Here is a 23,209-nt window from a genome sequence, read left to right as displayed (position 1 = left end):
AAACTCCACGTCCGGACATGCGGCCTGTGAGTGACCGGGCGCCATATATTTGCGAGCTTGTGCCAGAGGTGGAGTTTCGTCGCGTAACCGGGATCACCGGTACGCTCAAACCTGCTGGTGGTGGCGATCCCGCTGACAATTATCTCTGTCTGGCACATGCCGCAGGAAGGTCGGCCCCTCTCGGGCTCCAGTGGGATCTGGAGGACGCCGAGAAAATCGTACGTCAGCAGGAACGAGGCTACGCTGAACGTAGCTCGTATCTCTTGCCGTCAGAGCTGGGGAAGGGCTTCGCGAGCCCCGCCGCCGGCTCGCCCCGGCCCAACTACGTGATCGCCATGTTTCGCTGTGGCGACGAGCGGCCGTGGTTGAGCATTGACTTCGCGCCGGTGGTGCGGGGGCGGGATGCGGTGCAGGACATGTTCGCGTTCATGCGGATCGCGCAGAAGCGGTTCGGGCAGATTCACAAGTGTGAGCCGAGGCCGTCGTGACACAGCAGGAGGACAGCCCTCGTCCGGTCGAAGCTGTCGAAGTGGGGCAGCGGATCAGGGGCGCGGTATGGGGCATGGCCGTCACGGGTGCGTTGTTCGTGTGGAACTATTTCCCGGCGGAGAAGGCCGTCGACCACGGCCGGGAATGGGCGGAGTTCGACGACCTCGGCCCCGGTGAGGTGGTCACCCTCGTGGCCGCGTCCGCTTTCGTTGCCAGCTTGGTGGCGTGCCTGGTGCTCGGGGTGGCCGCCAGCGCCGAAGGGGCGCGCAGAATTTCACGGTTGGCGGTGGCGTTCGGTCTGGTCGCCCTGGTGTCGCACGTGTGGCTGCTCTTCACCGTTGAGGAGATCTACGAACGCCCCGGCGCCGAGCTCGGTGTGCTGATCATCGTCGCGTACGTGGCGGTGTTCTTCACCGTGGCGGCGGGCACGCCCGACCCGGCAGAGCGCACGAAGGTCGCGCGGCAGCAGAGCTGGATGGACGAGGACTTCGGGACGGTCGACAGGCGCTTCCGCCCGTAGGCCCGCGGGTCACCGGTCGTCGCCGGTTGTGGGGGGTGGGAGGGCCACCTGGATTTGGGTGGTGATGCCGGTGGCCACGAAGAGGCCGCGGCCGGTGGGGCCGCCGAGGGGGGCGTTGCGGGGGAGGCGCAGGCCGAACAGTTCGCCGTCGTCGGGGGAGTCGACCGACAGCAGGACGCCGGAGCGGGAGCGGCGGGTGTCGGACAGGAAACCGCGGTAGCCGCGGCCCAGGTCCTCGGTGGTGCCGCCGATGACGACGGCGTGTTCGCTGTCGCGGGCGGTGCGCAGGACGCCGCACAGGGCGTCGTCGAGGTCGGTTTCGTCGAGGAGTTCGGCGTCGTCCACGACGACGACATAGCGGTGCTCCTCGCCGATGGTCTCGGCGAGGTCGTCGGAGTCGGCGTCGGCCGACAGGACGCCGAGGACGCCCGGGCGGCCCGACAACTGCCGCAGGGGCGAGCGGCGGGGAGTGATGAGGACGACGGGGGTCAGGCCGCCGCCCACGGACGGGTCCAGGAGCGAGTGGACGATCGTCCGCAGGGTGGTGGAGCGGCCGGAGCGGGGCGGGCCCGCCACGACGAAGCCGGGGCCTTCGTTGAGCAGGTCGATGCCGACGGGGGAGAGCGTGTCGCCGCCCACGCCGACCAGCGCCCACAGGGCGGACGGCGCCAGGAACTCGGGGTCGAGGGCCATCGCCTCGCGGTAGGTGACGCGGACGGGCAGTTCGTCCACGTGGATGGGGCGCTGTTTGCGGGGCAGCCGGCCGTAGCGGGTGACGCAGGCGCGTGCGATGTCCTGGAGCGCGGTCACCTGGGCGGTGCCGGACGGGTCGTCGCCGAGCAGGCCGATCTGCGACTCGCGCAGGGGCAGGCCGGGGCCGACGACCTCCAGGGCGCGGCCGGGCGGCATGGCGGCGGGGATCTGCTTTTCCTGCAGCCCCGCGTAGCCGTAGTCGTTGGGGTCGGCCATGCGCAGGACGAGGCGGCGGTCGAAGACGGTGGAGACCTGGCCGGACAGCCCGGAACGGTCGCCGGTGAACACCGCGCGCAGGCCGACCGAGGCGCCCTCGCGCAGGAGGCGGAGCAGGGCGTCGACCAGGCGGCCGTAGTCGTAGTTCTCGAACGCGGCGACGAACCCTTCCCAGCGGTCCAGCAGGAGCAGCATCCAGGGGAGGCGGTCGGTGGCGGCCACGGCGGCGCGTTGTTCGGACAGGGACGCGAAGCCCGCCTCGGCCAGCAGTTGCTGGCGGCGGGCGACCTCCGTGGAGAGCGCGGCGATGAGGCGTTCGACGCGGTCGAGCTGGTCGCGGCTCACCACGGCCCCGCAGTGCGGCAGCGAGACGAGCGGGAGCAACGCGTTGGCGCCGCAGTCGATGGCGTACAGGTGCGCGTCGTAGGGGGAGCACGCCCCGGCCAGGGAGCCCGCGATCGTGCGCAGCGCGGTGGAACGGCCCGACTGTGCGGACCCGGCGATGTAGAGGTGGCCGCCGGACGTCAGGTCCAGCGTGAGCGCCTCACGCGACTGGACGGCGGGCAGGTCCGTGATGCCGAACGGGACGGGCTGCACGTCCACCACAGAGCCCCCGGCGGCCGTACGGGGCGTGAGCCTGACCTTCTCCGGCAGCGGGTTCAGCCAGGGGGACGGCTGCCTGTCGATACCGGCGCGGCGGGCGGCCTCGTCCACGGCCTCGACGAGTGCGGCCAGATCGGTGACGGCGGGTGCGTCGTCCGGGGCTTCGCGGGGCGCGGGCAGGGGGCGGCCCAGGCCCTGCCAGGGGAGCGGCAGGACGGTCGGGGCAACGGACGCCGCGACGCTCCCGGGGCGGCGGCCTCCGACGCGGGCGGTCTGCACGGGATACAGCTCGGACGCGCCGGAACGCACGTAGCAGCGCCCAGGGGTCGACTTGGCGATGTTGGCGGCGTCGGGTGCGTCCAGCACGTCGGTGGACTCGTCCGGGTCGGTGACGCGCAGCGCTATGCGCAGGTTGGTGTTGGCGCGGATGTCGGCCGTGACGACGCCCGCGGGACGCTGCGTGGCCAGGATCAGGTGCACGCCCAGGGAACGGCCCCTGCGCCCGATGTCGACCAGGCCCGCGACGAAGTCGGGCAGTTCCGAGACCATCGCCGCGAACTCGTCGATGACCAGGACGAGCCGGGGGAGCGCGGTGCCGCCGCCCTCGTGGTAGTCGTCGATGTCCTTGGCCCCGGCGCGCAGCAGGATCTCCTCGCGGCGACGCAGCTCGGCTGACAGCGACTCAAGCGCGCGCTCGGTGGCGTGCCCGTCCAGGTCCGTCACCATGCCGACGGTGTGGGGGAGGCGGGCGCAGTCCTTGAACGCGGCCCCGCCCTTGTAGTCGATGAGCACGAACGTCATCTCGTCCGGGCGGTTGGCCACCGCCAGGGACGCGATGAGCGTCTGCAGGAGTTCCGACTTGCCCGCCCCCGTGGTTCCGGCGATCAGCCCATGGGGGCCGTCGGTGCGCAGGTCGAGTTCGAACGGCCCATCCGGGCCGATGCCTATGGGCACGCGCGTGGTGCGGCCGCCGGTGCGGTGCCAGGCGTCCAGCACCTGCTTGGCGGACGGATCCGGCATGTCGAGCAGGTCCAGCAGCCGGGCCGAGGCGGGGATGGCGTCTTGGGCGTCCTCGCGCGACACGTCCCGTACGGGGGCGAGCGCGCGCGCAACGCGGTCGGCCCACGCCGGCGACACCTGGTCCGCCAGGACGGGACCGAGCGCGTCCAGCCCCTGGCCGCGCAGCCGCAGAGTGTGGGGCCCGTCCCAGGCCGCCACGGCGGTGCACTCCTCCGGGAGCAGCCGCTCCTCGTCGTCCACGCAGATCGCGTACAGGCCGTACTCGGCGCCCCGCGACAGCAGCATCGGCATTCCGGGGACGCGGCGCAGCGCCCGCGCCCCGTCCAGCACGATGAGGATGTTGTACGGGACGGCGTCGCCGGGCTGCCGTTCCTGCCCGAAGAACGAGGACGACGCCTGCGCGGCGCGGCGGCGTTCGGTGACGCGGATGGCCAGTTCGGTGACGCGGTGCGCCACCGACTCGGGGTCGCTGCCGACCAGCGCCACGCACTCCTCGCCCTCGCGCGGCGCGCAGTGCGGCAGCCAGCGCACCCAGTTCCAGCTCTCGGCGGCGCGTTCCTCCTCGTCCGCGCACAGCACGACGATGGCCAGGTCGCGGGGGCTGTGCAGGGCGGCGGCCTGCGCGACCAGCCAGCGCGCCAGGCCGCGCGAGGCCGCGCGCGGGCCGGTCAGGCCGATCACGCCGAGGTCGGGCAGCGGCAGCGCGACCGGCACCAGCCGCGCCGCCGGGACGTCGATGTCGTCGGCCTCGCCGACCAGCTCCACGCGGGCGGGCAGGTCGGCCAGGCCGACGCGCAGGTGCAGCGTGTCGGAGTCGGTGACGCGCCGTTCCCACAGGCGGCGGCGCGGACCGGTCGCGGTGAGCAGCACCTCGGCCGGGTCGGGGTGCAGGGCGCGGCGCTCGTCCTGGTCGGCGCGGCACAGCCGGTCCAGCTCGCCGTCGAACTCGGCGGCTTTGCGCTGGTGGTCGCGCAGCGCCTTCTTGTACGACTTGCGGCCGTGCATCCGGTCGCCGATCCACTCGCCGACCGTCATCACCGGCCAGGCCAGCGCGAACAGCGCCCACCACCACTGGCCCAGCGCCACCGCCATGACCAGCCCGAACGCCGAGAACAGCAGCGCGCCGAACAGCCGCAGCCGCTCGCGCGGGTTGCGTTCGGGACGCTTGGGCACCTCCAGCCGCCGCGGCGGCCGGGCCGGGTGCAGGCGGGGCGGGCGGTTGAACGCCAGCCCGCCGTCGGGCATCCGCTCCAGGTGGGTGTCGGGCGCGGCGGCCGGGACGAGCGTCAGCACGGTGGCGCCGACGGCGAGCAGCGCGCCGGGCTCCCACACCGCGGCCTCGCCGGTCTGGTCGAGCGGCGCGCCGTCCAGCATCGCGGTCGCCGACGCGTCCACGCGGACGGTCTCGCGGTCGACGGTCACCCGCAGCGCGACGGCGGGCACGGCGGGGTCGTCAACGCGGACGTCCACGTCGTCGCCGGAGCCCAGGGTCGTCACGCCCAGCCCGAGCCGGTGCACCGAGCCCGCGGCGGGCCCGCCCACCACGCGGACCTCCACCATGCCGGTCGGCTCGGCCAGCACGGTCGCGGCGGCCGTGCGCTGCTCGACGGCCACGACGGCGCCCTCGCGCAGCTCCCGCACGGCCTGCGCCTTGGGGTCGAGCATGCGGCCGTCCAGCCACAGCGCGTGCGGGGCGCCGTTCCCCGACGCCGTGCCCGACGACCCGGCGCCCGATGCTGGAACGCCCGGCGCGGGAGCGACCGCAGAACGGGCGGCTTTCGAAAAGCGCGGCACCATGGGAATCGGCCGCTCATTCGCCGGCGCATTCGCGTCCAGGGCCGCGGAAAGGGACCGGGCGACGCTGTCGACCGTCGCATCCGAATCGACGCTGACGATCACGTCGCGGGAACCCCGGCCGGTCAGCGCCGTGAACGAGATCCGCATTCAGAGCCCCTCCATCGTGCCCCGCCGCCGGTCACATTACCCACCCGCGTCCCCCGCGTCGGCGGCCGCGCGGTGGTGCCGGATCCCAGGATGCGCCATTTCGCCCGGCCCGACCTGCGGTTTCCCGAACGCAGTCAGTGATCTCTGTGACTTCGGGTAAGCGCCCAAGTGGCCGGAGAATCGGCTGGTCATCACGGTGGGTGCGGTTACGGAGCGGCTTCACCTCCGAGAATCCATTGACGTGACCTCGCCCGTCCCGCAAGCATGGATCGCTCGGTGCATGCCGGATGCCGGGCGATCGCCAGGGCGAGTGCGGCGGACTCCAGGCGCAGGACGGGGCACGGATTCGCGGGCGGGACCCCGAGGGGGCGGGCGCCCGCCGGGGCGGGAAGGAGCACGTGGCGAGTGCGATGAAGAGCAACCAGTCGGCCGTCGCGAGCGGGACGACCGCCGCCGGCGCCGGCGCGGCGGCCGGGCTCGGCCGGTCCGGCCTCGGCGCGTCCGGCGGGCAGCGGCTTCCGTCCGCGCCGCGCGAGCGCAAGCCCGCGCTGGCCGCCCTGGCCGTGCTCCTGATCCTCGGCGGTGCGCTGACCAGCGCGTACCTGGTGATGGCCAGCGGCCAGCGGGTGTCGGCCATCCGGATCGCCCAGCCGGTCGCGGCCGGGCAGCGCATCCCGGCCGGCGCGCTGGAGGAGGTGCAGATCGGCGACACCGGCGTGGCGTACATCTCCTGGTCCGAGCGGCTCCGGGTGACGCAGGCGTACGCGGCCGTGCCGCTGGTCAAGGGCGCCCTGCTGACCAACGAGATGGTCAGCCGGGGCGACGACGCCGCGCGGGGCCGCGTGGTCGTGGGGCTGGCGCTCAAGCCCGGCCAGTTCCCCGCCCGGGGCCTGGAGACCGGCAGGCGCGTGGCGCTGTACGCGGTCGGCGGCGCCAACGGCGGGCCGCGCGCGGGCACGGTGCTGTCCACCGACGCGATCGTCCTCGGCGTGGGCGGCGGCACGTCCGACCGGCTGCGCGACGACCTGACGTCGGTGGACGTGGCGGTCGCGCCGGGCGAGGCCGCGCTGGTCACCCAGGCCGCGTCGGCGGGCACGGTCGCCGTGGGCCTCGTCCCGGACGGCACGCAGGTGGGGTCCGCTCCGGCGTCCACGCCCGAGCGGACCAGGGAGGCCTCGCCGGGGACGGGCGGCTCCCAGTCCCCCGGGGCCGACGACGGCGGGCAGAACCCGCCGCCCAACCCGGGCACGGGCGGGCAGCAGCAGAACGGGCAGCAACAGGGCGGGCAGCAGTCCAACGGGCAGCAGCGGTCGTCCGGCACAGGCGGGAACTGACCGTGGCACTCATCGCGCTCGCGGCCGACAAGGGAGCGCCGGGGGTCACCACCTCCGCCGTCGCCCTCGGCGCCGTGTGGCCCCGGCCGGTGCTCGTCGCCGAATGCGACCAGGCCGGCGGCGACCTGGTGTACCGGCTGCCCGCGGCGGCCGGCGACGGCGGCGACGACACCCGCACCACCATGCTCAACCCGTCGCGCGGCCTGCTCAGCCTGGCCGCCACCGCCCGCCGCGGCCTGCGCCCCGACCAGATCGCCGAGCACTGCCAGCGGCTGGTCGGCGGCCTGGACGTGCTGGTCGGCATCACCAACGCCGAGCAGGCCCAGGGCATGACCTGGCTGTGGGGCCCGCTGGCCCGCGCGTTCGCCGGGCTCGCCCCCGTGGACGTGCTCGCCGACTGCGGACGGCTCGGCGCCGGCACCCCGCTGCTCGACCTGGTCCGCGCGTCCGACATGCTCGTGCTGTTCACCCGCGCCACCCTCGAACAGGTCGCCCACCTGCGTGAACGCATCGCGGCGCTGGCGGGCGAGCTGCGCGGCGGCCCGCCGGTCGGCGTCGTCGTGCTGGCCGACCCGCGCGACTTCCGCGCCTCCATCGCCGAGGTCGACCGGATCGTCACCAGCGCCCACCAGCGGCTGCGCGCCGACGCGGCCGCGGGCGGCGGCCCGCCGCCCCCGCCGGTGTCGGTGCTGGGCGGTCTCGCGCTGGACCCCAAGGGCGCCGAACTCCTGGCGGGCCGGTGGGGCGGCCGGCTGGACCGGTCCCTGCTGATCCGCTCGGCCCGCGAGATCGCCGGGACGCTCGCCGCCCGCGTCGCGGCGCCGGGCCCCGACGTCCCGCACGCCCACGGCCCCGAGGGCGCCGTCCACCCGGCCCCGCCCGGCGGCCGGGGCCCGGCGGCCCCGCTGGACCCGCAGCTGCAGGAGGGGAGGCTCTAGGTGGATCACGCACTGGTCAAACGGCTGCGCCAGGAGGTGGGCGACCGGCTCGCCCAGCAGCGCCGGCTCGACGCCGCCGCCGGGCTGACCCCCATGTCCGGGGAGGACGAGCGGCAGTTCGCGCGGGCGCTGATCGGCCAGGTGCTGGAGGAGTACGCGCGCGGCGAGATCACCGCGGGCCGCCGTCCGCCCAACGCCGAAGAGGAGGAGGCGCTGGCGGCGGGCGTGCACGCCGCGCTGTTCGGCGTGGGCCGCCTGCAGCCGCTCCTGGAAGACCCCGAGATCGAGAACATCGACATCAACGGCTGCGACCGGGTGTTCATCGGGTACGCCGACGGCCGCGAGGTCATGGGCGAGCCGGTGGCCGAGTCCGACGAGGAACTGGTCGAGCTGATCCAGATCCTGGCCGCCTACAGCGGGCTGTCGTCGCGCCCGTTCGACACCGCCAACCCGCAACTGGACCTGCGGCTGCCGGACGGCTCGCGGCTGTCGGCGGTGATGGACGTCACGGTGCGGCCCGCGCTGTCGATCCGGCGCGCCCGCCTCGGCAAGGTGTTCCTGCCCGACCTGGTCGGCAACGGCACGTTCAGCGAGGAGCTGGCCCGGTTCTTCAGCGCCGCCGTGGCCGCCCGCAAGAACATCATGATCGCCGGGGCGACCAACGCGGGGAAGACCACGCTGCTGCGCGCCCTGGCCAACGAGATCCCGCCGCACGAACGGCTCATCACCGTCGAGCGCGCGCTGGAGCTCGGCCTGGACGCCTTCCCCGAGCTGCATCCCAACGTCGTGGCGTTCGAGCAGCGGCTGCCCAACTCCGAGGGGCAGGGTGCGATCTCCATGGCCGAGCTGGTGCGCCGGTCGCTGCGCATGAACCCCTCGCGCGTCATCGTCGGCGAGGTGCTCGGCGACGAGATCGTCACCATGCTGAACGCGATGACGCAGGGCAACGACGGGTCGCTGTCGACCATCCACGCCAACTCCTCGATGGAGGTCTTCAACCGCATCGCCACCTACGCCATCCAGGCGGAGGAACGCCTGCCGGTGGAGGCCACCCACATGCTGATCGCGGGCGCCATCGACTTCGTGGTGTTCATCGAGAAGCGCAACGACTACGCCCACGGCGGGCGGCTGCGCCGCTTCGTGTCCAGCGTCCGCGAGGTCACCGGCGTCGACCAGCGGGTGCTGTCGTCGGAGGTGTTCGCGATGGGCCGCGAGGGCGTCGCCGTCCCCGCCGCCCCCATCGCCTGCGCCGACGAGCTGGCCCGGCACGGCTACGACACCTCGCTGGGAGGCCCGTGGTGACCACCGCGCCGAGGGGAGGTGGGTGAGGTGTACTCGCCGGACGTCCTGCTCGCCATCCTCGCGGGCGCGGCGGTCGGGGGCGGGCTGCTGCTGCTCGCCGCCGCGATCCGCGGGCTGCCCGCCCGGCCGGGGCCGGCGCGCGGCAGGCGCCGCGAGGAGCTGGTCCGCACGCTGACCACGCGCGGCGCCGCGGCGGCCGTCGCGGGCGCGGTCGTGCTCATCGTGACGCGCTGGCCGATCGGCGCGGCGGGCGCCGCCGTGCTGGTGCTGGCGTGGAACGGCCTGGCGGGCGGGGCCGGGGAGGAACGGCGCGGCATCGCGCGGCTGGAGGCGCTGGCCGCCTGGACCGAGTCGCTGCGCGACACGATCGCCGGGGCGGTCGGCCTGGAGCAGGCCATCCCCGCGTCGCTGCGGGTGGCGTCCCCGGTGCTGCGCCGGCCGCTGGAGACGCTGGTGGACCGTCTGCACACCCGCGTCCCCATGCCCGAGGCGCTGCGCCGCTTCGCCGACGACCTGGACGACCCGTCCGCCGACCTGGTGATCGCCGCGCTGATCCTCAACGCGCGGCTGCGCGGCCCCGGGCTGCGCGACATGCTCACCGCGCTGGCCGTGTCCGCCCGCGCCGAGCTGGACATGCGCCGCCGCGTGGAGGCCGACCGGCGCTCCACCCGCCGCAGCGTCCGCATCGTCGTCGGCGTGTCCGTCGGCACGGCCCTCGGCCTGGCCATCTTCAACCACGACTACGTGCAGCCCTACGACGACTTCCTCGGGCAGCTGGTGCTGACCCTGGTGATCGCGCTGTACGCGGCGGGCTTCGTGTGGCTGCGGCGGCTGTCCCGGCACGAGATGCCCGAACGGTTCCTGACCAGATCGCGCACCGCGCAGCCCGGCGTCCCCGGCGAGGTCCCGACCACCGTGGCGTCGTGGCAGGCCAACGGCTCGTCCGGGGACGGCACGGTGCTGCGCGGACGGCACGCGATGGATGCGGGCGGAGGTGGATCGGCATGACGGGAGACGGCATGACAGGCCCGCTGCTCGCCGGGGCCGTCGTCGGCGTCGGCCTGTACCTGCTGGTGCGGGCGCTGTTCCCGCCGCGTCCCGGGCTGGCGGCGCGGCTGGCCGCCTTCGACGCCGCTCGCCGCCGCGACCAGGAGGACGCCGCCCGGCGCATGTCGCCGACCCTGGAGAAGGTCGGCGGGCTGCGCGCCCGCGTCGGCCGGGAGCTGGTGCGGCTGTGCGAGGCGCGCGGCTGGCGGCTGCGGTCGGTGCGCGCCGACCTGGCCATCACCGGCCGCTCCCTGGAGGCGTTCCTGGCCACCAAGTTCCTGCTGCCCGCCGCGGCGCTGCTGTTCATCCCGGTGGTCGCGGGGTACTTCGCGGTGCTGGGCGCCGGGGTGTCGTTCCAGGTCCCGGTGTGGATCTGCGTGCTGTTCGCGGTGCTGTTCTTCTTCTTTCCCGACATGCAGCTCAAGGAGGAGGCGCGGGCGCGGCGGCAGGACTTCCGGCACGTCGTCGGCGCGTTCCTGGACCTGGTGTCGATGAACCTGGCGGGCGGACGCGGCGTGCCCGAGGCGCTGGTGACCGCGTCCAACGTCGGCGAGGGCTGGGCGATGCTGCGCATCCGCGACGCGGTGGCGGGCGCCCGCATCACCGGGCAGACGCCCTGGCAGGCCCTCGGCCGCCTCGGCGACGAGCTGGACATCGACGAGCTGCGCGACCTGTCGGGCGCGCTGGCGCTGGTCGCCGACGACGGGGCGCAGGTCCGCAAGTCGCTGGCGGCGCGCGCCGCGTCCATGCGCAGCCGGGAGCTGTCGGAGCTGGAGGGCAAGGCCGGGGAGCGGTCCCAGTCGATGCTCGTCGCCCAGCTCCTGCTGTGCGCCGCGTTCCTGATCTTCCTGGCCTACCCCGCGGTGATGCGGGTCATGGCCGCCTGACGATGACCGCCCGACGACCGCCCGACGGCCCCACCACCGCCCGACGGCCCGACGACCGCCCGACGAACGACCGTCCTTGCGAGATCCCGACTCCGGCGAGGAGAAGCGATGCGACCGACCAATCCGCTGAACGATCCGGCAATCCTCTATCTGCGTGCGCTGCTCGGCGACCGGCTGCACCGGCTGCGCGCCGACGACGGCCGCGACCGCGGCGCCTCGGCCATCGAATGGGCGATCATCACGGCGCTGCTGGCCGCCATCGCGCTCGGCGTCGGCGTGCTGATCAAGCAGAAGGTCGAGCAGGCCGCCGGCAACATCAGGACCGGCTGAGGCGCCCCGCCATGCCCGCTCCGGCCCACGTCCGCACCGGGTCACGGACCCCGCCGCGGCGCACGGGGGACGGGCGCGGCGACACCGGCGCGTCCACGCTGGAGTGGGCGCTGCTGACGCCCGTCCTGATCCTGGTGATGCTGTGCGTGGTGCAGTTCGCGATGGTGTACCACGCTCGGCACGTCGCGCTGGCGGCGGCACAGTCGGGCGCCCGGGTGGCGCGCACCGAGCCCGTCGGCGGCGGCTGGCAGGACGCGGCGGTGACCAAGGCGACCGGCGACGTCCACCAGATCGGCTCGCAGCTGATCAGCGGGCTGCGGGTGCGGACGGGGGAGACCGGCGACCAGCGCTGGGTGGAGGTCAGCGGGGAGGCGGTGCGGGTCATCCCGTTCCTGACCTTCCGCGTGTCGCAGCGGTCGCAGGGGCCGATCGAGTGCTTCCGCCCGGACGTGGGGGAGGGCACGGCCTGTGAGGGAGGCGCCCGGTGACGCGCCCACTGCCGCATCCGGCCGCGCGGCCACATCCGGCCACGCGCGACGCGGGGTCCATGTCGCTCGAGATGGTGCTGGTCGCGCCTCTGTTCGTGGCGTTCCTCATGCTGCTGGCCGGAGCCGGGCGGATCGTGGACGCGCAGAGCCAGGTGGACGGCGCCGCACGTGACGCGGTGCGCGCCGCCTCCGTGGGACGCAGCGCGGGCGCCGCCGTCCGTCTCGCCGACGACGCCGCCCGCGCCAACCTGAACGGCAACGACTGGTGCGCCGGTGGGCCGCGCGTCGACACCGACACCAGCGACTGGCGTCCGGGCGGGCGCGTCGCCGTCACGATCGTGTGCGACGTCGACCTGGGCGACCTGACGTTCATCGGCCTGCCCGGAACCAAGGCGCTGCAGGGCAGGGCGGTCGCGCCGATCGACACCTACACCTACCGGGGGACCGACGTCGTCGGCGGCGCACCGGAGGACGCGGGATGAGACGCCGGATGAGCGGACGCCGGCACCCGGCCCGTGGCGATGGCGGCACGATCGCCACGTATGTCGTGCTGTTCACCCCGGCGGTGTTCCTGCTGGCCGGGCTGCTGGTGGACGGCGGTCTGGCCATCCACGCCCGGCAGCGCGCCGCCGACATGGCCGAGCAGGCCGCGCGGGCGGGCGCCAACGAGATCGACACCGACGCGCTGCGCCGCACCGGAGAGCCGGTCGTCGACCCGGGCCGGGCGCGGGCGGCCGCGTGCGACCTGCTGGACGCCTACGGCGAGGACGTCACCGGCCGCAGCTGCGTCGCCGACACCCAGCAGGTGCAGGTGACCGTCCAGCTGACCGTCCGGCCGCAGCTGCTGTCCATCGTGCCGGGGTTCGGGGAGTTTACGATGAGCTCGACGGCGTCTGCCCATCCGGTCACCAGCGGAGACGATCAGTAGGGGTCAGATGACGGTACGGCGGACAGGCAATCTCCCAGGCGATCCCCCCAGCGGCGGCGAGCCCGGCCTCGGCAGGGCGCGGCGGCTGGGGCAGGCGACGCGCACGCCCGTGCGGGTCCGCGCGCGGCGCGGCCCGCGTGACGTGCTCGCCGGGCTGGGCGCGATCGCCGCGCTGGCCGTGCTGCTGGTCGGCGTGCCCTACGCGCTGCTGGCGGTGTTCGGCTCACCGATCCCCGACCGGCTGCCGAGCGCCGGCGACCTCACCGGGCGGATGGGCGAGAGCGCCCTCATCACCGTGCTGGTCGCCCTGGTCTGGCTGGCGTGGCTGCAGTTCGCGCTGTGCGTGGTCGTCGAGGTGTACGCGGGGGTGCGCGGCATCGGCGTGCCCGCGCGGGTGCCGCTGGCGGGCGGCACGCAGTCGCTGGTGCACCGGCTCGTGGCGACGGCGCTGCTGCTGTTCACCGCCACCACGGCGATCATGCCCGCGTTCTCCGGCCGGGAGCTGCACCAGCAGCGTCCCGCGCAGGTGCAGACGCAGGAGTTCCGTCCGGTGGCCGCGGTCGCCGCCGAGCCGCGGGCCGCCGCAGCGGCCGAGCACGCCGCCCCCGAGGAGGCCGGCGGCCCGGAGCGCTCGGCCCGCACCACCAAGATCTACCGGGTGCAGCCGCCGGAGGGCCGCCACCACGAGAGCCTGTGGGAGATCGCGGACAAGTGCCTGGGCGACGGCCGCCGCTACAAGGAAATCTACGCGCTCAACAAGGGCCGTACCCAGCCGGACGGCAGCCGCCTGACGATCGCCAGCCTGATCCGTCCCGGCTGGATCCTGGAGATGCCCGAGGACGCCAAGGGCGCCAAGGTCATCCCGGTCGAGGAGCTGGACGACTACTTCCGGCACGGCCACGCCGTCCCCGACAAGCCCAAGGAGAAGCCGCGCCCCGCCCCCGAGCAGGGCGCGCCGGCCAAGCCCACCCCGCAGAAGTCCGCCCCCCAGACCCCTGCCCCGCACGCGCCGGCCCCTCAGACGCCCGCGCCCCACACGCCCGCGCCGCAGACGCCCGCGCCGCAGGCACCGGCTCCGGCGCCCTCGGTGTCCAAGCCCGCCCAGCCCCCCGCGACCCCCACTCCGCGGCCGTCCCAGACCAAGGCGCCCGAGACGCCGCCCGCGTCCAGCACCCCGGCGCCGCAGCCGTCCAGCGAAATGGGCGGCGGCGCGGACACCGGCGGCGCCGGCGTGCCCGGCCACCGCGACGGCGCGGTCCTGCCGTTCGACCTGGACTGGCCGCACGGGCTGGCCGCGGCGTCGCTGCTGGCCGCCGGGCTGCTCGGCGCGCTGGGCAGGCGGCGGCGCGCGCAGATGTGGCACCGCGCGTTCGGCCACATGATCAAGCGGCCGGTCGGCGCCGCCGCGCAGGCCGAGCAGGCACTGCGGATCGGCGCCGACGAGAACGCCGCGCGCCTGCTGGACCTGGGGCTGCGGCACCTGTCGCGGTCGATGGCCGCCGAGGGACGCGCCCTGCCCACCGTCTACGGCGTGCACCTCGGCCCGACCAGCCTCGACCTGTGGATCGCCCCCGCCGACCGCAACCCGCCCGCCCCCTGGCAGGCGTACGACGAGGGGCAGGTGTGGCGGCTGCGCGCCGACGCGCTGCCCACCCTGGAGGCGTCCGACCTCGGTGACGTGCTCGCCCCCTACCCCGGGCTGGTGTCGATCGGCACCAACCCCACCGGCCGCATCCTGGTCGACCTGGAGGCCGCGCACGGCCTGATCGCGCTGAACGGCCCGCCGGACGCGCGCCGCTCCGCGCTGGCCGCGATCGCGCTGGAACTGGCCACCAACCGCTGGTCCGACCACATGCGGATCACGCTGGTCGGGTTCGGCCGCGACCTCGGCGAGGGCCTGGCCGGCATCGCGCCCGACCGCATCCGCGTCGTCGACACCCTGGACGAGGCGCTGCCCGAGCTGGAGGGCCGCAGCGAGGAGGTGCGGCAGGCGCTGGCCGCCTCCGGCGTCGACTCGGTGCTGACCGGACGCTGCCGCGGCGTGTTCGGCGAGGCGTGGATGCCGCACTACCTGATCATGGCCGAGCAGCCCACCGAGCGGGAGGCCGACCGGCTGGTCGCGCTGGCCCGCACCGGCACCCGGATGGCCGCGGGCTACCTGGTGGCGGGCGAGGTGCAGGGCGCCACCTGGACCTGGGAGCTGGACGCGGCCGGGCGGCTGCACGCCGGGGTGCTCGGCTTCGAGGTGGACGCCCAGCTCGTCCCCGAGGACCACTACCGCGCCGTGGTCGACCTGTTCCACACCGCCGCGCGCCTGGAGTCGGTGCCGCTGCCCGACGTGGCCGACGACATGCGGCTGCTGGCCGGCCCCGACCACGCGGGCTCACCGGAACCGCCCGGCACGGGCCAGTTCGCGGTGGACATCCGGCTGCTCGGCCCGATCGAGATCGACGCGCCCGGCCCGATCGACGACAGCCGCCGCGAGCTGTGCACCGAGATCCTCCTCTACCTGGCCACGCACCCGGGCGGTGTGCATCCCACGGTGCTGGGCGGGGCGATCTGGCCGCGCGGCGTCAGCGCCGGGGTGCGCGACGCGTCCATCGCCCGGGTATCGGACTGGCTGGGGCGTGACGCCCGGGGCCGCCCCAACCTGTACTACGACGAGCGGGGCCGCATCCGGCTCGGCTCGGAGGTGCGGGTCGACTGGGCGGTGTTCCGCTGGCTGGTGTGGCGGTCGGCGGCCGAGCCCGAGTCCGAGACCGCCTACATGTCGTACGCGCTGGACCTGGTGCGCGGCCCCGTGCTGGCCGACCGGCCGCGCGGCCGGTACGCCTGGCTGGCGGCCGACGACCTGGAGTACGAGGTGACCGCCCGCGTCATCGACGTCGCGCACCGCCTGGTCGTGCTGCGCCTGGACGAGGGCGACGCCCGCGGCGCCGTCGGCGCGGCCCGCGCCGGTCTCCGCCTCGCCTACGACGACGAGGGCCTGTGGCGCGACCTGCTGCGCGCCACCCACGCCACCGGCGACGAAGGCCAGGTCCACGTGGTCATCGACGAGATGCGCTCCCGCCTGCTCGACCGCACCGCCTACGACGAGCTGCAGCCCGAGACCGAGGCCCTCATCGAGGAACTGCTGCCCTACGCCCAGCGCCTCCAGGCCAGCTGACCCCGTGCGCTCAGCGGAAGTGGACGGTGCTCAGCGGAAGTGGGCGGTGCCGCCCAGGCTGTAGCGGCCCGGCTGGGGGTAGAGCAGCGCGTTCGCCGGGCGGCCGTCCAGCCGCACCGTGCGGGTGAGGCGGCCGTCGTCCGGGGAGACGGCGTACGCCGTGCCGGCGGCCGGGGCGGTGAGCCACAGCGCGGTGCCGTCGACGGTGACGCCGCCCGGCGCCGTCCTCCCGGTGCGGGGCAGGCGCCGGCGGGCGGTCACGCGGCGGGCGGCGAAGTCGATGGCGGTGAACGAGCCGTCGCCGCGGCCCAGGACGTACAGGGTGCGGGCGTCCCGGCTGGGCAGGAGGCCGTGCGCGCCCGGAGCGGTGGCGATGAACCCGGTCGCCCGCAGGCGCGCCGCGTCCACCAGCCAGACGCCGCCTTTCACGGGGTCGGCCACGTAGAACAGCGAGCCGTCGGGGGCCAGCCGCACGTCCTGGGGATGGGAGCCGGCGGGCAACGCGAGCGTGCCGGTGGTGACGCGGCGGGCCACGTCGACACGGACGAGCAGGCCGGGCCGGACGCAGGCGAGCACGAGCGTGCCCTCGTCGGCGGAGAGGTCGGCGTGCGGGGTGCCGGTGCAGGGCAGACGCAGGGCGGCGCGCGCCCGCATGGTGACGGGGTCGCGGAAGACGACCCTGCGTGAGGCGATCGTCACCGCCTCACGTCCACGGGAGGTGAAGTACAGCCCCTTCACCCGGGGGACGGGGCGCACCCGGCCACGGCGTCCGCTGCGCGCGCTGACCGGCAGCAGGCCGTCGCGCCCCACCACCCACAGCCACCTGAGGTTCCAGGACGGGACGACGCGCGCGGTTCGGCCGCCGGGCACGGGAATGCGGCCGACGAGCCGTCCGCCGGGCAGTGCCAGGACGTCCACGGTCCCGGTCGCGGCGTTCGGCACGTACAGGCGGGGCGGCAGCGCGCGGGTCGCGGGGCTCAGCATGCCGGGGCGGGTGGCCGCGTAGACGTCGCTGCCGGGCACCGCCGGGCTCGCGGCCGTCCGGGGACGCGACGCGACCACGACCGGGGCGGGACCGCCCAGCCCGATCACCGGGTCGTCCGGTGCGCCCTTCCCGGGCGGGTAGAACGGCACGGGCGACTCGCACGCCGACAGCAGGCCGCACACCACCGCCGTGGCCGCCGCCCGTCGTCCGTGACGTCGTCCGGATCCCCCCAACACGGCCGGAACTGTAGCGGCGAAAGCACTCCGCGTGCCCGCCCCATCACGAAAGGTTTCTCAAACCACGGGGCAGACGAGGACTGGGCGGACGGCTAGGAAGACTTGCCGATGCCGATTCCGAACTCGCGGTAGACCCGCTCCCAGAACCCGTCACGCAGCCAGGTGCGGGCCTCCTGGTAGGGACGCAGCGACCCGCCCAGCTCCTTCTCGGCCTCGATCAGCAGTTCCTTGTCGATGACCGGCGGCAGGATCGGGCCGGGCAGCAGGTCCCGGATGTTGTCCCGGCCCCGCTCGAAGATCCACTTCTGGGCGACGTGCTCGCCGATCTCCAGCATGTGGTCGCGGTCCGGGCCGAGCTTGCCCTCGCCCGGGGCGGGCGCGGGGGCGGTGTGGTTGTTGACGTGCGCGGCGGCGGCCGCGGGCGCGCCCTGCCGCACGGCCGGACTGGGGCCGAGCGGGGCCGCCGACGGCTTGACCGCCGGGGTGCGCCCGGCGAACACCTGGGACGGCGACGGCACGGGCGCGCGCCCCCCGGCGCCGTCGCGCACCGCAGCCGCGTCCGGCGGGGCGGCGGGCACCGGCAGGGCCTTGGCCTTGGTGAAGTAGGGGCGCAGGAAGTCGGCCGGCAGCACCTCGACGGTGTCGGACTCCCACACCAGCCATTCGGCCTGGTTGGAGCCGTGCGTGGGTTCCACGCCCCACAGGTGGACGCGCACGCCGTAGCGCTGCGCGGCCTCCACGGCGGGCAGCATGTCCTCGTCTCCCGCCAGCAGCACCGCGTCGGTGATCGCGCGGTGCCGGGCCAGCGCCTCCAGGTCGTTGCGGAGCTGGGCGTCCACGCCCTTCTGCTGGCCCTGCGCGTTCAGGTTGCCCAGGCGCAGCTTCACCAGCGGCAGGTTGGCGATGACGCGCTGGTCGACGGTGGGCTGCTTCTTGGGCGCCGCGTCGTACCAGTAGACGCGCAGCAGCTCGCCGAGCAACTGGTCGTCGGCGTGGCTGGTCAGCGCTTTGATGAGTTTCTCGGCCGCCACCCGGTACTCGCGACGGGAGCTGCAGCCGAGGAGCAGGGCACCGGAGGCCGCGTAGAGGTATCCCGCGTCGACGAACACGGCGTATCGCGCGGGCTGTGGAACGAACTCCGAGGTGGCCATGGCCTTTCACCTTATTCGTGCAGGCCCTGTTCCCGTGCGTGAACCACGGTTACATGTGCCTGCTCCTTCTAGGCACAGCATTTCCCGGGACGGGGGCCGCACACGCGTCCGGCGTGCCCGGCCCGCCCCGGGAAGCCCGCGCGACGCTACCGTCCGAGCGCCCGCGGCGCCACCACCTCAGCCCGTGAAGGGACGTGTCACCTCGGTAGCCCGCTGGCCCGCCACGCCCCCGGGCCGCGGGGCCGCAGCCCCTCCGACACCGGCCCGCGCATCATCCGCGACCGGTCGGCCCACCGCGACACGCCCGGCTGCTGCGCCGGTGCCGCCGCGGCGGCCGCGGCATGGGCCCGCGCGGTGAGCACGGCGACCAGCGCCGCGACCTCCTCGGGCGCCGCGTCGCCCCGCACCACCTGCAGGAACGGCTTGTTCTCGGCCATCGGCCGCACCTTTCTCCGGGGGACCCCCTCAACCCAATGAGATCACAGCGGGATGTTGCCGTGCTTCTTCGGCGGAAGCGTCCGGCGCTTGTCGCGCAGCGCCCGCAGCGCCTTGATCACGTACGCCCGGGTCTCCGACGGCTTGATCACCGCGTCCACGTAGCCGCGCTCGGCGGCGATGTACGGGTTGGCCAGCGTGTCCTCGTACTCGGTGATCAGCTCGGCGCGGCGCGCGTCCGGGTCCTCGGCGGCGGCCAGCTCGCGCCGGTACAGGATGTTCACCGCGCCCTGCGCGCCCATCACCGCGATCTGCGCGGTCGGCCAGGCCAGGTTGATGTCGGCGCCCAGGTGCTTGGAGCCCATGACGTCGTAGGCGCCGCCGTAGGCCTTGCGGGTGATCACCGTGACCAGCGGGACGGTGGCCTCGGCGTAGGCGTACAGCAGCTTGGCGCCGCGCCGGATGATGCCGTTCCACTCCTGGTCGGTGCCGGGCAGGAAGCCGGGCACGTCCACGAACGTCAGCACCGGCACGTTGAACGCGTCGCAGGTGCGCACGAACCGGGCCGCCTTCTCCGAGGCGTGGATGTCCAGCGTCCCGGCGAACTGCATCGGCTGGTTGGCCACCACGCCGACCGCGCGGCCCTCCACGCGCCCGAACCCGACGATGATGTTGGGCGCGAACTGCGCGTGCACCTCCAGGAACTCGCCGTCGTCCAGCACGTGCTCGATGGCGGTGTGCATGTCGTACGGCTGGTTGGGCGAGTCGGGGATCAGCGCGTCCAGCTCGGGGTCGGTCTCGTCGGCGTCGTCCGGCGCCTCGAACACCGGCGGGTCCGACATGTTGTTGGACGGCAGGTAGGACAGCAGCGCCTTGACGTACTCGAAGGCGTCCTCCTCGTCGGAGGCCTGGTAGTGCGCCACGCCCGAGCGGGTGTTGTGCGCGTGCGCGCCGCCGAGCTCCTCGAACGTCACCTCCTCGCCGGTGACCGTCTTGATGACGTCCGGCCCGGTGATGAACATGTGCGAGGTCTTGTCGACCATGACGATGAAGTCGGTGATCGCCGGGGAGTACACCGCGCCGCCCGCGCACGGCCCCATGACCAGCGAGATCTGCGGGATCACCCCGGAGGCGTGCACGTTGCGCTTGAAGATCTCGGCGTACAGGCCGAGCGCGACCACGCCCTCCTGGATGCGCGCCCCGCCGGAGTCGTTGATGCCGATCACCGGGCAGCCGGTCTTGAGCGCGTGGTCCATGACCTTGGTGATCTTCTCGCCGAACACCTCGCCGAGGGAGCCGCCCGCGACGGTGAAGTCCTGGCTGAAGATCGCCACGTGCCGGCCGTCGATGGTGCCGTAGCCGGTGACCACGCCGTCGCCGTAGGGACGGTTCTTCTCCATCCCGAAGTTGGTGGACCGGTGCCGGGCCAGCTCGTCGAACTCCACGAACGAGCCGGGGTCCAGCAGCGCGTCGATCCGTTCGCGCGCGGTCATCTTGCCCTTGGCGTGCTGCTTCTCGACCGCACGCTGCGACCCCGCGTGCACCGCCTCGTAGCGGCGGCGTTCCAGGTCCGCGATCTTCCCGGCGGTCGTGTGGACGTCGATGTCGACCGCGGGTTCCGGAGCTTCCATCGCCATGCGGGTCAGAGTAACCGGCCGCCGTTCCGTGGAATCGAGCGGGGGCGCCCGCCGGGCGCGTGTCGCCCCCGCGGCCGCTCCCGCGGCCGTTCGCCCCGCCTTCACGGCTAAGGAACGCCCTGGTGACGAGCGGGCCACGGGCCGCTCATTACGCTGGGCTGCGTGGCTACGAACACGCGGGACACCCTCCGTCAGGACATGCCCGAGCCGCTGCGCCGGGACGTTCGGCTGCTGGGCTCGATGCTGGGCGACAGCCTGGTCGAGTACGGCGGCCGGGAACTGCTGGACGACGTGGAGCGGCTGCGGCACGCGGTGATCGGCGCGCGTCGCGGCGAGGTCGGCATCGACGAGGTGGCCGCGCTGGTCGACGGCTGGTCCCTGGAACGGGCCGAGCAGGTCGCCCGCGCGTTCACCGTCTACTTCCACCTGACCAACCTGGCCGAGGAGCACCATCGCATCCGCACGCTGCGCGAGCGCGACACCGGCGGGGACGCCCCGGTGCCCGGCTCGATCGCCGCGGCGGTCGAGGAGATCGCCGGCGCCGGGGCCCCGGCCGACCGGCGGCAGGCCGTGCTGGACGACCTGGAGTTCCGGCCGGTCTTCACCGCCCACCCGACCGAGGCACGCCGCCGCGCCGTGGTCACCGCGATCCAGCGGGTCAGCGATCTGCTGGCGGCGCTGAACGCCGACCCGGGCGAGGGCGACCGCGCCGACCTGGAGCGGCGGCTGCGCGAGGAGGTCGACCTGCTGTGGCGCACCGCGCTGCGCAGGCGCACCCAGATGGACCCGTTGGACGAGGTCCGCACCGCGATGGCCGCGTTCGACGAGACGATCTACCGGGTGGTGCCGCGCGTCTACCGCACGCTGGACGCCGCGCTCGACCCCGCGACCGGCGCCCGTCCGCCGCTGGCCCGCCCCTACCTGCGCTTCGGCAGCTGGATCGGCGGCGACCGCGATGGCAACCCGTACGTGACGGCGCGGGTCACCCGGGACGCGATCGCGATCCAGTCCGAGCACGTGCTGCGGGCGCTGGAGAACACCTGCGCCCGGATCGGCCGCGAGCTGACCGTCCACGCGACCACCACCCCGCCGTCGGCGGCGCTGCGCGACCGGCTGGCCGCCGCGCGCACCGCCCACCCCGGCCGGTTCGCCGAGATCGCCAAGCGGTCGCCGGACGAGCCGCACCGGCAGTTCCTGCTGTACGCGGCCGAACGCCTGGCCGCCACCCGCGAGCGCGACGCCGACCTGGCCTACGGCTCGCCCGAGGAACTGCTGTCCGACCTGCGCGTCGTGCAGGACTCCCTGGCCGAGGCGGGCGCGGTGCGCCAGGCGTACGGCCGTGTGCAGGACCTGGTGTGGCAGGTCGAGACGTTCGGCTTCCACCTGGCCGAGCTGGAGATCCGCCAGCACTCGGGCGTGCACGAGCAGGCGCTGGCCGAGGTCCGCGCGGGCGGCCCGCTGAGCGAGATGACCGAGGAGGTGCTCGACACGCTGCGGGTGGTGGCGTGGATCCAGAGCCGCTTCGGGGACCGGGCCTGCCACCGCTACATCGTGTCGTTCACCCGCTCGGCCGGCGACATCGCCGCCGTGCACGAGCTGGCCGCGTCCCTGGACAACCCGCCGGTGCTGGACGTCATCCCGCTGTTCGAGACCGGCGAGGACCTGGAGCGCGCCCCGGCCGTGCTGGACGGGATGCTGGAGATCCCCGCCGTCCGGGCCCGGCTGGAGCAGACCGGCCGCCGGCTGGAGGTCATGCTCGGCTACTCCGACTCGGCCAAGCAGCTCGGTCCCACCACGGCCACCCTGCGGCTGTACGACGCGCAGGAGGCCCTGGTGGCGTGGGCGGCCCGCAACGACGTGCGGCTGACGCTGTTCCACGGCCGCGGCGGGTCGCTGGGCCGGGGCGGCGGCCCGGCGGGGCGCGCGATCCTGGCGCAGGCGCCCGGGTCGGTCGCGGGCGGCTTCAAGGTCACCGAGCAGGGCGAGGTCATCTTCGCCCGGTACGGGCACCCGCAGATCGCCCGCCGCCACATCGAGCAGGTCACCAACGCGGTGCTGCTGGCGTCCACCGACGCGGTGCAGGAGCGCGCCCGCGCCGCCGCCGCCCGGTTCCGCCCGCTGGCCGACAAGATCAGCGACGCGGCGCGCGCGGCGTTCCGGGGGCTGATCGAGACCGACGGCTTCGCCGAGTGGTTCGGCCGGGTCAGCCCGCTGGAGGAGATCGCCGAGCTGCGCATCGGGTCGCGTCCGGCGCGCCGCAAGGCGGCCCGGGGCCTGGAGGACCTGCGGGCCATCCCGTGGGTGTTCGCCTGGACGCAGACCCGCGTCAACCTGCCCGGCTGGTACGGCCTGGGCAGCGGCCTGGCGGCCGTGTCCGACAACGGGCGGCACCTGGACGAGCTGCGCGAGGCGTACCGGTCCTGGCCGCTGTTCGCCTCGCTGATGGACAACGCCGAGATGAGCCTGGCCAAGACCGACCGCGCCATCGCCGAGCGCTACCTGGCGCTGGGCGACCGGCCCGACCTGGCCGAGACGGTGCTGGCCGAGTACGACCGGACCCGGTCGCTCGTGCTGGGGGTCACCGAGCACGAGCGGCTGCTGGCGAACCGGCGCGTGCTGTCGCGCGCGGTCGAGCTGCGCAACCCGTACGTCGACGCCCTGTCCCACCTGCAGCTGCGCGCCCTCAAGGCGTTGCGCGACGGCGTCGAGGACGACGCCGAGCGCGCCCGCCTGGAGGAACTGCTGCTGCTGTCGGTCAACGGCGTGGCCGCGGGCCTGCAGAACACCGGCTGAGATTCGG

General features: G+C 74.5%; 18 protein-coding genes. 13 read left to right on the top strand and 5 right to left on the bottom strand.

The window, feature by feature from the left end; translation table 11 throughout:
* Window positions 1-59 precede the first annotated feature (59 nt).
* Both ABD811_RS09000 and ABD811_RS08995 read left to right on the top strand, forming a co-directional pair.
* A complete protein-coding gene (locus ABD811_RS09000; protein ID WP_344943716.1) occupies window positions 60-488 on the top strand; it encodes a hypothetical protein in 429 nt (142 codons plus the stop codon).
* A 74-nt stretch (window positions 489-562) separates the two neighbouring features.
* Window positions 563-1,009: a hypothetical protein gene (locus tag ABD811_RS08995; protein WP_344943713.1), complete on the top strand. Its 447-nt coding sequence runs from the start codon at window positions 563-565 to the stop codon at window positions 1,007-1,009.
* A 9-nt stretch (window positions 1,010-1,018) separates the two neighbouring features.
* Here ABD811_RS08995 and ABD811_RS08990 read toward each other — a convergent pair whose 3' ends face one another.
* Window positions 1,019-5,266 (bottom strand): FtsK/SpoIIIE domain-containing protein, encoded by a 4,248-nt coding sequence (locus tag ABD811_RS08990; protein ID WP_344943710.1) that lies wholly within the window; start codon window positions 5,264-5,266, stop codon window positions 1,019-1,021.
* A gap of 677 nt (window positions 5,267-5,943) precedes the next feature.
* Between ABD811_RS08990 and ABD811_RS08985 the strand changes: the two genes are divergently transcribed.
* From ABD811_RS08985 to ABD811_RS08940, 10 genes are all read left to right on the top strand, one after another.
* Window positions 5,944-6,879 (top strand): hypothetical protein, encoded by a 936-nt coding sequence (locus ABD811_RS08985; RefSeq protein ID WP_344943707.1) that lies wholly within the window; start codon window positions 5,944-5,946, stop codon window positions 6,877-6,879.
* Window positions 6,880-6,881: 2 nt separating this feature from the next.
* On the top strand, window positions 6,882-7,817 hold the full coding sequence (locus ABD811_RS08980) for a hypothetical protein (RefSeq protein ID WP_344943704.1): 936 nt from the start codon (window positions 6,882-6,884) through the stop codon (window positions 7,815-7,817).
* A complete protein-coding gene (locus tag ABD811_RS08975) occupies window positions 7,818-9,119 on the top strand; it encodes a TadA family conjugal transfer-associated ATPase (RefSeq protein WP_344943701.1) in 1,302 nt (433 codons plus the stop codon).
* A gap of 27 nt (window positions 9,120-9,146) precedes the next feature.
* The gene (locus ABD811_RS08970; RefSeq protein WP_344943698.1) at window positions 9,147-10,127 is read left to right on the top strand and encodes a type II secretion system F family protein; all 981 of its coding nucleotides are present in this window, start codon (window positions 9,147-9,149) and stop codon (window positions 10,125-10,127) included.
* A complete protein-coding gene (locus ABD811_RS08965) occupies window positions 10,124-11,053 on the top strand; it encodes a type II secretion system F family protein (RefSeq protein WP_344943696.1) in 930 nt (309 codons plus the stop codon). The genes ABD811_RS08970 and ABD811_RS08965 overlap by 4 nt, the downstream gene beginning before the upstream one ends.
* Before the next feature lie 108 nt (window positions 11,054-11,161).
* Window positions 11,162-11,383 (top strand): Flp family type IVb pilin, encoded by a 222-nt coding sequence (locus ABD811_RS08960; RefSeq protein WP_344943694.1) that lies wholly within the window; start codon window positions 11,162-11,164, stop codon window positions 11,381-11,383.
* 11 nt (window positions 11,384-11,394) lie between these two features.
* Complete coding sequence (locus ABD811_RS08955) at window positions 11,395-11,871, top strand: TadE family protein (RefSeq protein ID WP_344943691.1); 477 nt, start codon at window positions 11,395-11,397, stop codon at window positions 11,869-11,871.
* A 59-nt stretch (window positions 11,872-11,930) separates the two neighbouring features.
* A complete protein-coding gene (locus ABD811_RS08950) occupies window positions 11,931-12,353 on the top strand; it encodes a TadE/TadG family type IV pilus assembly protein (protein ID WP_344943688.1) in 423 nt (140 codons plus the stop codon).
* An 8-nt stretch (window positions 12,354-12,361) separates the two neighbouring features.
* The gene (locus ABD811_RS08945) at window positions 12,362-12,799 is read left to right on the top strand and encodes a TadE/TadG family type IV pilus assembly protein (protein ID WP_344943685.1); all 438 of its coding nucleotides are present in this window, start codon (window positions 12,362-12,364) and stop codon (window positions 12,797-12,799) included.
* Window positions 12,800-12,806: 7 nt separating this feature from the next.
* Window positions 12,807-15,965 carry an AfsR/SARP family transcriptional regulator gene (locus ABD811_RS08940; RefSeq protein WP_344943682.1) on the top strand — a complete coding sequence of 1,053 codons (3,159 nt, stop codon included), beginning with the start codon at window positions 12,807-12,809 and terminating at the stop codon, window positions 15,963-15,965.
* 30 nt (window positions 15,966-15,995) lie between these two features.
* On the opposite strand, the gene ABD811_RS08935 is transcribed toward ABD811_RS08940, so the two are convergent.
* From ABD811_RS08935 to ABD811_RS08920, 4 genes are all read right to left on the bottom strand, one after another.
* The gene (locus tag ABD811_RS08935; protein WP_344943679.1) at window positions 15,996-17,186 is read right to left on the bottom strand and encodes a hypothetical protein; all 1,191 of its coding nucleotides are present in this window, start codon (window positions 17,184-17,186) and stop codon (window positions 15,996-15,998) included.
* A 92-nt stretch (window positions 17,187-17,278) separates the two neighbouring features.
* The gene (locus ABD811_RS08930; protein ID WP_344943676.1) at window positions 17,279-18,337 is read right to left on the bottom strand and encodes an NYN domain-containing protein; all 1,059 of its coding nucleotides are present in this window, start codon (window positions 18,335-18,337) and stop codon (window positions 17,279-17,281) included.
* A gap of 197 nt (window positions 18,338-18,534) precedes the next feature.
* Window positions 18,535-18,774 (bottom strand): acyl-CoA carboxylase subunit epsilon, encoded by a 240-nt coding sequence (locus ABD811_RS08925; RefSeq protein ID WP_344943673.1) that lies wholly within the window; start codon window positions 18,772-18,774, stop codon window positions 18,535-18,537.
* Window positions 18,775-18,816: 42 nt separating this feature from the next.
* Window positions 18,817-20,409 (bottom strand): acyl-CoA carboxylase subunit beta, encoded by a 1,593-nt coding sequence (locus ABD811_RS08920; RefSeq protein ID WP_344943670.1) that lies wholly within the window; start codon window positions 20,407-20,409, stop codon window positions 18,817-18,819.
* Window positions 20,410-20,607: 198 nt separating this feature from the next.
* Between ABD811_RS08920 and ABD811_RS08915 the strand changes: the two genes are divergently transcribed.
* Window positions 20,608-23,202 (top strand): phosphoenolpyruvate carboxylase, encoded by a 2,595-nt coding sequence (locus tag ABD811_RS08915; RefSeq protein ID WP_344943847.1) that lies wholly within the window; start codon window positions 20,608-20,610, stop codon window positions 23,200-23,202.
* The last annotated feature ends 7 nt before the right edge of the window (window positions 23,203-23,209 follow it).

Origin of the sequence: Actinomadura miaoliensis, from assembly GCF_039536785.1 — a bacterium.
In the GTDB taxonomy this organism is placed as follows: domain Bacteria; phylum Actinomycetota; class Actinomycetes; order Streptosporangiales; family Streptosporangiaceae; genus Spirillospora; species Spirillospora miaoliensis.
The sequence above is the reverse complement of the archived record's forward strand: the minus strand, read 5'-3'. Positions and strand labels throughout refer to the sequence as shown.

Bases quoted from the DNA above. Each gene is read 5' to 3' on its own strand.
- ABD811_RS08995 (WP_344943713.1), top strand. From the start codon at position 563: ATGGCCGTCACGGGTGCGTTGTTCGTGTGGAACTATTTCCCGGCGGAG.
- ABD811_RS08990 (WP_344943710.1), bottom strand. From the start codon at position 5,266: ATGCTCGACCCCAAGGCGCAGGCCGTGCGGGAGCTGCGCGAGGGCGCC.
- ABD811_RS08965 (WP_344943696.1), top strand. From the start codon at position 10,124: ATGACGGGAGACGGCATGACAGGCCCGCTGCTCGCCGGGGCCGTCGTC.
- ABD811_RS08960 (WP_344943694.1), top strand. From the start codon at position 11,162: ATGCGACCGACCAATCCGCTGAACGATCCGGCAATCCTCTATCTGCGT.
- ABD811_RS08955 (WP_344943691.1), top strand. From the start codon at position 11,395: ATGCCCGCTCCGGCCCACGTCCGCACCGGGTCACGGACCCCGCCGCGG.
- ABD811_RS08950 (WP_344943688.1), top strand. From the start codon at position 11,931: ATGTCGCTCGAGATGGTGCTGGTCGCGCCTCTGTTCGTGGCGTTCCTC.
- ABD811_RS08945 (WP_344943685.1), top strand. From the start codon at position 12,362: ATGAGCGGACGCCGGCACCCGGCCCGTGGCGATGGCGGCACGATCGCC.
- ABD811_RS08940 (WP_344943682.1), top strand. From the start codon at position 12,807: ATGACGGTACGGCGGACAGGCAATCTCCCAGGCGATCCCCCCAGCGGC.
- ABD811_RS08930 (WP_344943676.1), bottom strand. From the start codon at position 18,337: ATGGCCACCTCGGAGTTCGTTCCACAGCCCGCGCGATACGCCGTGTTC.
- ABD811_RS08925 (WP_344943673.1), bottom strand. From the start codon at position 18,774: ATGGCCGAGAACAAGCCGTTCCTGCAGGTGGTGCGGGGCGACGCGGCG.
- ABD811_RS08920 (WP_344943670.1), bottom strand. From the start codon at position 20,409: ATGGCGATGGAAGCTCCGGAACCCGCGGTCGACATCGACGTCCACACG.
- ABD811_RS08915 (WP_344943847.1), top strand. From the start codon at position 20,608: ATGCCCGAGCCGCTGCGCCGGGACGTTCGGCTGCTGGGCTCGATGCTG.